We start from the raw sequence: 6496 nt of genomic DNA, 5'->3' as shown, positions 1-6496 counted from the left end.
CGACCGCGCGGTCGAAGACCATCGAGTGCAGCCACCGGACCAGAGCTTCGCGGGTGGGGTTGTCGGTGAACTCCATGAGAAGTTTGATGCCTTCACCGGGGCCGGGAGAGAAGGTGTTCTTGCCCATGCCGCCGATGGTGACGAGCTTGCTCACCCGGTGCGGTTCGTCGATCGCAACCTTGGTGGCGACGATGCCGCCCATGGAGTTGCCGATCATGTGGACAGGTCCGAGGCCAAGGCCGTCGAGGAACATCCCCACCGATGCCTGCGCCATCATCATCGGGTGGTCGGGGCCGGGATCGCTGACGCCGAATCCGGGGAACTCGAGAACGTAGCAGTGGAAGTGCTCCGCGAAGTCCGCGAGAACGCCGCGGTAATTACGCCAACCCGTGACACCGGGGCCCGAACCGTGCAGCAGCAGGAGCGGCGGGCCGTCGCCGGCTTCGTGGTACCGGAGCACACCGAGATCGGTCTGCAGTTCCTTCAGGGTTCCCTCGTAGCTCAGTTCAGTCGTCATGGTCCGAACGGTGCCATCAGTACCGCTGAGCTGCTATGACTCGTCCCGATCAGCGAGACAAGTCGATCAAAATACGTCAGATCCAGTGGTCGGACGACGCTGCCAGCAGGCGATCCATCGTCTCCGCCGAGAACGTATTGGTCGGAACGGGAGGCGTCTTGCGGCCGCGGCGAGGAGCACCCAGTTCGGGGTACAACGTCCGCGAGACCTCGCGAGCCGCGTCGACGACCAGCGGAGCAACTCGCTCGAGCTGAGCGGTCCGCATGTCACCACACAACGCGATGCTGCCGACGGGACCCTCATGTCCGCGAATTGCCGAAGCCACACATGCGACTCCACGCGCCGACTCCCCGCGTTCGAAAGCCAGTCCCCGACGCTGACGGATGCGGTTCAGTTCCTGATGGAGCACGGCGACGTCGGTGATGGTGTTCTCGGTGCAGCGGGGAAGTGCCGACCCGAACAGAGCGTCGACGCGCTCGGGGTCGATCCATGCCAGCATCGCCTTGCCGCCGGCCGTCGAATGAGCGAGCACTCTGCCGCCGACGCGGGACGGCAGCGCCGCGGCGAATCGTCCGCCGACCTTGTCGAGGTAGACGCTCTCGCGTCCGTCGAGCACCGACAGGTGAACGACCATGCCGGTCTGCAGGTGCAGTTCGTGCAGAAGCGGTGCTGCGGCTTCGCGGATCTGGCTGTGGCCGCCGTCGCCACCACCGAGGCCGAGCGCGCGGCGCCCGAGGCAGTAGCCGAACGATGCGTGATCGACCCAGTCCAGCTTGACGAGCTGATCGAGAATGCGGTGGACGGTGGACCGCGGCAACTGAGTGCGGCACGCGACTTCTTCCAGCGTCAGCCGCGCGGCGCGGCCGTCGAAGGCGTCGAGAATCAATGTCATCCGCTCGACCATCGACGGCGGCAGATCCTTTTTGGGTTGCCCGGCGGCGTTCTGGACGGTGGACAGTGTGTCGTTCATGTCAACGATGGTCATGGACGCCTCCCGAAAACTGGAATTGATTCTACCGACTATAACCCAGGTCACAGTTTCTGGAAAGTGAATCGGTCGTTTCGATCCCGATCAGCGGTAATTCACCCGCCGCCGCGTCGGTGGGAGCGCTATAAACGCCCGATGCACCTGGGAATCGTCACGCCGGTCCTGATTCAGCACCCGAGCACGCGTTCGGAGTGGGAGGCGAGTGCTGACATCGGCGAGATCGCCACAGTGGCTGCCACGGCGGATCGACTCGGTTTCCATCATCTGACCTGCAGTGAACACGTGGCGGTTCCCGAAGAAATTGCCACCGAACGCGGCGGAACCTATTGGGATCCGCTCGCCACGCTGGGTTACCTGGCCGCACGCACGTCGCAGATCCTCCTGGCGACGCAGGTGCTGGTACTGGGCTATCACCACCCCCTCGAGATCGCCAAGCGCTACGGAACGCTTGATCGCGTCTGCAACGGACGCCTGATACTCGGTCTCGGAGTGGGGACCCTGAAACAAGAATTCGATCTCATAAATGCTCCGTTCGTCGACCGAGGAGCACGTGCCGACGACGCTCTGGCAGCACTTCGAGTATCACTGTCGACTCCGTCTCCGGAGTATCACGGCGAGTTCTACGACTACTCCGGATTTGTCGTCGAACCCCATGCCGTCCAGAAACGTGTGCCCCTCTGGATCGGCGGCCGGACCAAGAGATCGTTGCGCCGGGCCACCACACACGGCGACGGGTGGGTGCCGTTCGGGCTGCGATTCTCCGAACTGAAGGAAATGCTCGACGCCACGACGCTCCCCGACGGATTCGACGTAGTGCTTCCCGCCGGTGCTCCGCTCGACCCCCTCGGCAATCGCGAATCCGCCCTTCGCGCCTTGACACGCGTCCGTGACGCCGGGGCGACCATAGCCAGTTGCTCGGTCGGCGCTCGAAGCGTCGAGCACTACTGCGAACAACTCGAAGAACTTCACCGAATCGCCCTCGCCGAGGGCTCTTCTTTCACCACTTCCTGATTTGCCGACAATCCAATGCAAAGGACGTACCGATGACCGACTCGACCGCCCTGATCGAATCTCTGCTCGCCCGAGTGGAATTGCTCGAGGACAAGCTCGCGATCACCGAACTGCTGACCACGTACAGCCCTGCCGTCGACAGTGGATCAGCCGACGAGGTCGCGAACCTGTGGCTCGAGGACGGTGTCTACGACGTCGACACCGGCGCGATGCACGGCCGCGGCGAACTGCGCGCGATGGTTCACAGCGCCTCTCACCAGAACTGGATCATGAACGGCGCGGCTCACATGATGACGCCCGCGCACATCCGCATCGACGGCAACAAGGCCGTCGCGACCTGCCATTCGCAGTTGGTCATCAAGGACCCCGAGAACCCGACGGGGTTCAAGGTCCTCCGCATCACCGCGAACCGCTGGGAGCTGATCAAGACCGACGGCGAGTGGAAGGTCGAACTGCGTACCAACGCCCTCCTCGACGGCCGACCCGAGGCCCGCGCTCTCCTGGCCGCCGGGGTGACTGCCTAACCCCCTGTGCGCGGTTAGGGACCCTCTGCGGTCGCTGACCGCGCACAGCTGTTGAAAGTTCGGCTCCCCGAACTCTATAGTTCACATATTCGAACCAACAGGTCCGAGCACGTGTGACCAGGAGACCGATGAGCACCAGTACGCAAGAGCCGACGACTCCGCGCCGACGACCTACGGGAAGATCCATCGCCCTGCTCGGTCCGGCGTTCGTCGCGGCAATCGCGTACGTCGATCCGGGTAACGTCGCCGCCAACCTGACCGCCGGCGCGAAGTACGGCTACCTCCTCATCTGGGTACTGGTACTCGCCAATGCAATGGCCGTGCTGGTGCAGTACCTGTCCGCGAAACTCGGGCTGGTCTCCGGCAGATCCTTGCCCGAAATGCTGGGTCAGCGCCTGCGTAAGAACAACCGCCGCGCCTTCTGGCTCCAGGCCGAGATGATGGCGATCGCAACCGACGTCGCCGAAGTCATCGGCGGCGCAATCGCACTCAACCTGCTGTTCAACATCCCGCTCTTCCTCGGCGGGTTGATCACCGGATGCGTGTCGATGGTGATCCTGACGATCCAAAGTCGGCGCGGACAGCGCACTTTCGAGTTCGTGGTCATGGGATTGCTGGCCATCATCACCATCGGCTTCCTGACCGGGCTCGCCTTCACCGACGTCTCCGGCACCGAAGCCGTCGCCGGGTTGGTCCCCCGCTTCGAAGGAACCGAGACCGTACTGCTCGCCGCCAGCATGCTCGGAGCAACGGTCATGCCGCACGCGATCTACCTTCACTCCGCATTGGCACGTGATCGCCACGGCCACATCAAACCCGGGCCACGGTTGCAGCGACTACTCAAAGTCACCCGTTGGGATGTCGTCGTCGCGTTGATCATCGCCGGTGGCGTGAACATCGGCATGCTGCTTCTGGCCGCTTCGGCGCTGCGCGGAGTACCCGGCACCGACACCATCGACGGCGCGCATGCCGCGATCGAGAATTCACTCGGTCCGGGTGTAGCCGTGGTGTTTGCGATCGGACTCCTCGCCTCCGGACTCGCGTCGACCTCCGTGGGGTGCGCGGCCGGCGCCGAGATCATGCATGGTCTTCTGGCCATTCGCATTCCGGTGATCACACGCCGAATCGTCACTCTCATCCCGGCACTGATCGTGCTCGGACTCGGCGTCGACCCGACGCTGGCACTCGTGCTCAGCCAAGTGGTCTTGAGCCTGTGCATCCCCTTCGCGATCATCCCGCTGGTGCGAATGACCTCGGACCCCGAACTCATGGGCGACGCGCGCAATGCCCCGTTCACGACCGTCGCGGCATGGATTGCGGCCGGCTTGATCGTTGCACTCAACGTCGCTCTGCTGGTTCTGACGGTGACAGGCTAGAGCACCGGAGCCATCCAACGCGTCCCTCACAAACGCGCTGGATGGCTCCGGCCGGACTAGGAAACTTGCTCGGCGAGAGTGGCCTTGGCCCAGCGATAGTCGGCCTTTCCGCTGGGAGAACGCCTGATCGACGGAACGTTCATGACGGTGCGCGGCACTTTGTACCGAGCGACCTGCGACGCGCAATGCTCACCGATCTCGGCAGCGTCCGGAACGTCGAAACCTTCTCGGGTCGTGATGACCGCAGCGACGCGCTCACCGAACTTCGCATCCGGAATTCCCGCGACCAGAGCGTCGAGCACCGCCGGGTGACTCTTGAGTGCCTGCTCGACCTCTTCGGGGTACACCTTCTCCCCGCCGGTGTTGATGCACTGAGAACCACGCCCCAGCAGGACGATCGAGCCGTCGGCTTCCACGCGCCCGACGTCGCCGAGCACCGACATCCGCACCCCGTCGATCACCGGGAACGTAGCCGCGGTCTTGACCGGATCGTTGAAGTAACCGACCGGCACGTGACCACTGCGAGCGATGTAACCGGTCTCGGGCGATCCCGGCTCCAGCGGCCGCATCCTTTCGTCCACGACGCGGGTCTCGTCGCGAGCGGCGATGCGCATCAGGCCGTCTTCGCCGATTTCGAGATTGCCGTCGACGCCCGACTCCGAGGAGCCGAATCCGTCGCGGACCACCAGGTTCGGAAGTATCGACTTGAGCTGCTCCCGCAGTGAGAGCGAGAACAAGGCCCCGCCGGACGAGACCATGCCGACCGTGCCGAGGTCGTAATCTGCTGCGTTTGCTGCCAATTCGTCTGCGAGCGGACGGGCCATCGCGTCTCCGACGACGGTGATGGAGACGGCCTTCTCACTCCCGGCGAGCTGCAGGGTCGTCTTCGCGTCGAACCGCGCCATGAGAATTGCATTGGCGCCCATGAAGAATCCGGTGAACAGCGAGTACGACGCCGCACCATGCATCAGGGGTGCGGTACTGAGCATGTTCATCGCGGGGACGTTCGGCACCGCGGCGAACAGAGCCTCTGCGGTCGTGTGCGGCGGACCGAACGGATTTCCGCCGGTGAGCGCCGCGAAGTAGAAGTCTTCATGACGCCACATGACACCCTTGGGCATACCCGTCGTGCCGCCGGTATAGATGACAAAGAGGTCGTCGTTGCTGCGGGGCGCGAAGTCACGAGTGGCGGGCTGCTCCGCGGCAGCGTCGGCAAATCGAACGACGTCGACGCCTTCGATATCGCGGACGGCTGACTCGCCGACGACAACGACGTGCTTGATGCCGGGCGCGGCCGGGAGAACCGTCTCCACGACGGAAACGAACTCCTCGTCCACGATCAGTGCCACCGACTGCGAATCGTTGTACAGGTAGGTCAGTTCGGCGTCGACGTAGCGATAGTTGACGTTGATCGGGACCGCACGAATCTTGAGGCAGCCGAGCAAACTCTCGACGAACTCGACGCTGTTGCGCATGTGCAGAGCGACGTGATCGCCCGGCCCGACACCGACACTCGCCAAGTGGCGGGCAATGCGGTTCGATCCCTCGTCCAGTTCGACGTAGGTGCGACGACGGCCATCGCACACGAGCGCCGTGCGGTCCGGAATCAGATCCGAAATGCCCTCGTATAGATCTGCCAAATTCAGTGACACTGCTGGTGCCTTCCTTGATGTCCGGCCCGGTGAATTCGGGGCCGACCGTACTGCGTTTTCGGTGAGAACTATCCGACCCTGGAGCCGACGAGTGCGGCCGAGAACTGAGCGGATCGGTGGTGACGCAAACGCGTACGCGGTGGGATCGCCGCGTCGACCCAAGGTGGCATGCAGCGCTCGTGACCCAGATCACCGCTCCCGCTGAGTGAGACTGCTCCTCAGTTGGTCAAACTTCTGCTCAAAACTAGAACTAATTCTGATTTCGCTCGAATGATTTTTTCGGAAAGACTGCCGAACTCTCGACTTCAAATTAGAATGAATACTAATTTTGCTGTACCTACCCGGCAGACCGGATCGAAGGAGCACGACATGACACAATCACTGAGCTTGGAAGGCAAAGTTGCCGCCGTCACCGGCGCCGGCGCCGG

Annotated in this window: 6 protein-coding genes; 3 read left to right on the top strand and 3 right to left on the bottom strand. The window is 63.3% G+C overall.

All coding sequences use genetic code 11. The features are described from left to right. Together ABX74_RS19695 and ABX74_RS19690 are read right to left on the bottom strand one after the other, a co-directional pair. The coding region (locus tag ABX74_RS19695) for an alpha/beta fold hydrolase (RefSeq protein ID WP_047889511.1) at window positions 1-517 on the bottom strand (517 nt) is incomplete at its 3' end. 76 nt (window positions 518-593) lie between these two features. Further along, window positions 594-1502, bottom strand: a complete 909-nt coding sequence (locus ABX74_RS19690; protein ID WP_020970849.1) for an IclR family transcriptional regulator — start codon at window positions 1500-1502, stop codon at window positions 594-596. A gap of 138 nt (window positions 1503-1640) precedes the next feature. On the opposite strand from ABX74_RS19690, the gene ABX74_RS19685 reads away from it, so the two are divergent. The 3 genes from ABX74_RS19685 to ABX74_RS19675 all read left to right on the top strand — a co-directional run bounded on the left by ABX74_RS19685 (window position 1641) and on the right by ABX74_RS19675 (window position 4416). Beyond that, a complete protein-coding gene (locus ABX74_RS19685) occupies window positions 1641-2516 on the top strand; it encodes a TIGR03619 family F420-dependent LLM class oxidoreductase (protein WP_047889510.1) in 876 nt (291 codons plus the stop codon). 32 nt (window positions 2517-2548) lie between these two features. After that, on the top strand, window positions 2549-3040 hold the full coding sequence (locus ABX74_RS19680; RefSeq protein ID WP_003939809.1) for a nuclear transport factor 2 family protein: 492 nt from the start codon (window positions 2549-2551) through the stop codon (window positions 3038-3040). 128 nt (window positions 3041-3168) lie between these two features. Continuing rightward, window positions 3169-4416, top strand: a complete 1248-nt coding sequence (locus tag ABX74_RS19675; RefSeq protein WP_047889509.1) for an Nramp family divalent metal transporter — start codon at window positions 3169-3171, stop codon at window positions 4414-4416. A 56-nt stretch (window positions 4417-4472) separates the two neighbouring features. Here ABX74_RS19675 and ABX74_RS19670 read toward each other — a convergent pair whose 3' ends face one another. After that, entirely contained in the window at window positions 4473-6068 is a 1596-nt protein-coding gene (locus ABX74_RS19670) for an acyl-CoA synthetase (protein ID WP_047889508.1), read from the bottom strand. Window positions 6069-6496: the final 428 nt, after the last annotated feature.

Origin of the sequence: Rhodococcus sp. ARP2 (genome assembly GCF_001029585.1) — a bacterium.
Taxonomy (GTDB): Bacteria; Actinomycetota; Actinomycetes; order Mycobacteriales; family Mycobacteriaceae; genus Rhodococcus_F; species Rhodococcus_F erythropolis.
Note: the sequence above shows the minus strand (reverse complement) of the source record. Positions and strands in the feature narration are given on the sequence as shown.